Genomic DNA, 935 nt, shown 5'->3' with positions numbered 1-935 from the left:
TTGCCAGCTCCCCGAAGCTTTTCGCAGGCTACCGCGTCCTTCATCGCCTGTGATCGCCAAGGCATCCACCACATGCACTTGTTCGCTTGACCCTATAACGAGTGTGTCTCAGTGAGACCATCGCTACAGGTGAGTTCTCGCATTTGTGCCGTATTCCAAGTCATCTTTCGATCACTTAAATACATTTTGGTTGATACAATCACAACCCGGTATCGCGTTGGTACTGCAGCGTCTCATCAACGCTCGCGCGACACCTTTACTACATCCCATATTGTTAAAGAACAGCCGATCTTGCGATCGCTTGGCAAATGCCAAATGGAAACACTCAACGATGAGTGTTTCCATTTGGCTTCAGCCCAGGCTGAAACAACAAACAAACCGATAAGTGTGAACGCTCGACTTGAGATGCACGCTCTGGAAAGGAGGTGATCCAGCCGCACCTTCCGATACGGCTACCTTGTTACGACTTCACCCCAGTCATGAACCCTGCCGTGGTAATCGCCCTCCTTGCGGTTAGGCTAACTACTTCTGGCAAAACCCACTCCCATGGTGTGACGGGCGGTGTGTACAAGACCCGGGAACGTATTCACCGCGGCATGCTGATCCGCGATTACTAGCGATTCCAGCTTCACGTAGTCGAGTTGCAGACTACGATCCGGACTACGATGCGTTTTCTGGGATTGGCTCCCCCTCGCGGGTTGGCAACCCTCTGTACGCACCATTGTATGACGTGTGAAGCCCTACCCATAAGGGCCATGAGGACTTGACGTCATCCCCACCTTCCTCCGGTTTGTCACCGGCAGTCTCTCTAGAGTGCCCTTTCGTAGCAACTAGAGACAAGGGTTGCGCTCGTTGCGGGACTTAACCCAACATCTCACGACACGAGCTGACGACAGCCATGCAGCACCTGTGTCCACTTTCCCTTTCGGGCACCT

Annotated in this window: 2 rRNA genes; both read right to left on the bottom strand. The window is 53.2% G+C overall.

The features are described from left to right. A 23S ribosomal RNA gene (locus tag KHO22_RS32320) occupies positions 1-92 on the bottom strand; the annotation flags it as partial. Between the two features lie 326 nt (positions 93-418). Next, positions 419-935, bottom strand: a 16S ribosomal RNA gene (locus tag KHO22_RS32315); the annotation flags it as partial.

It is taken from the genome of Cupriavidus yeoncheonensis (assembly GCF_905397275.1).
Lineage (GTDB): Bacteria > Pseudomonadota > Gammaproteobacteria > Burkholderiales > Burkholderiaceae > Cupriavidus > Cupriavidus yeoncheonensis.
This window is presented reverse-complemented; position numbering and strand designations above follow the sequence as displayed.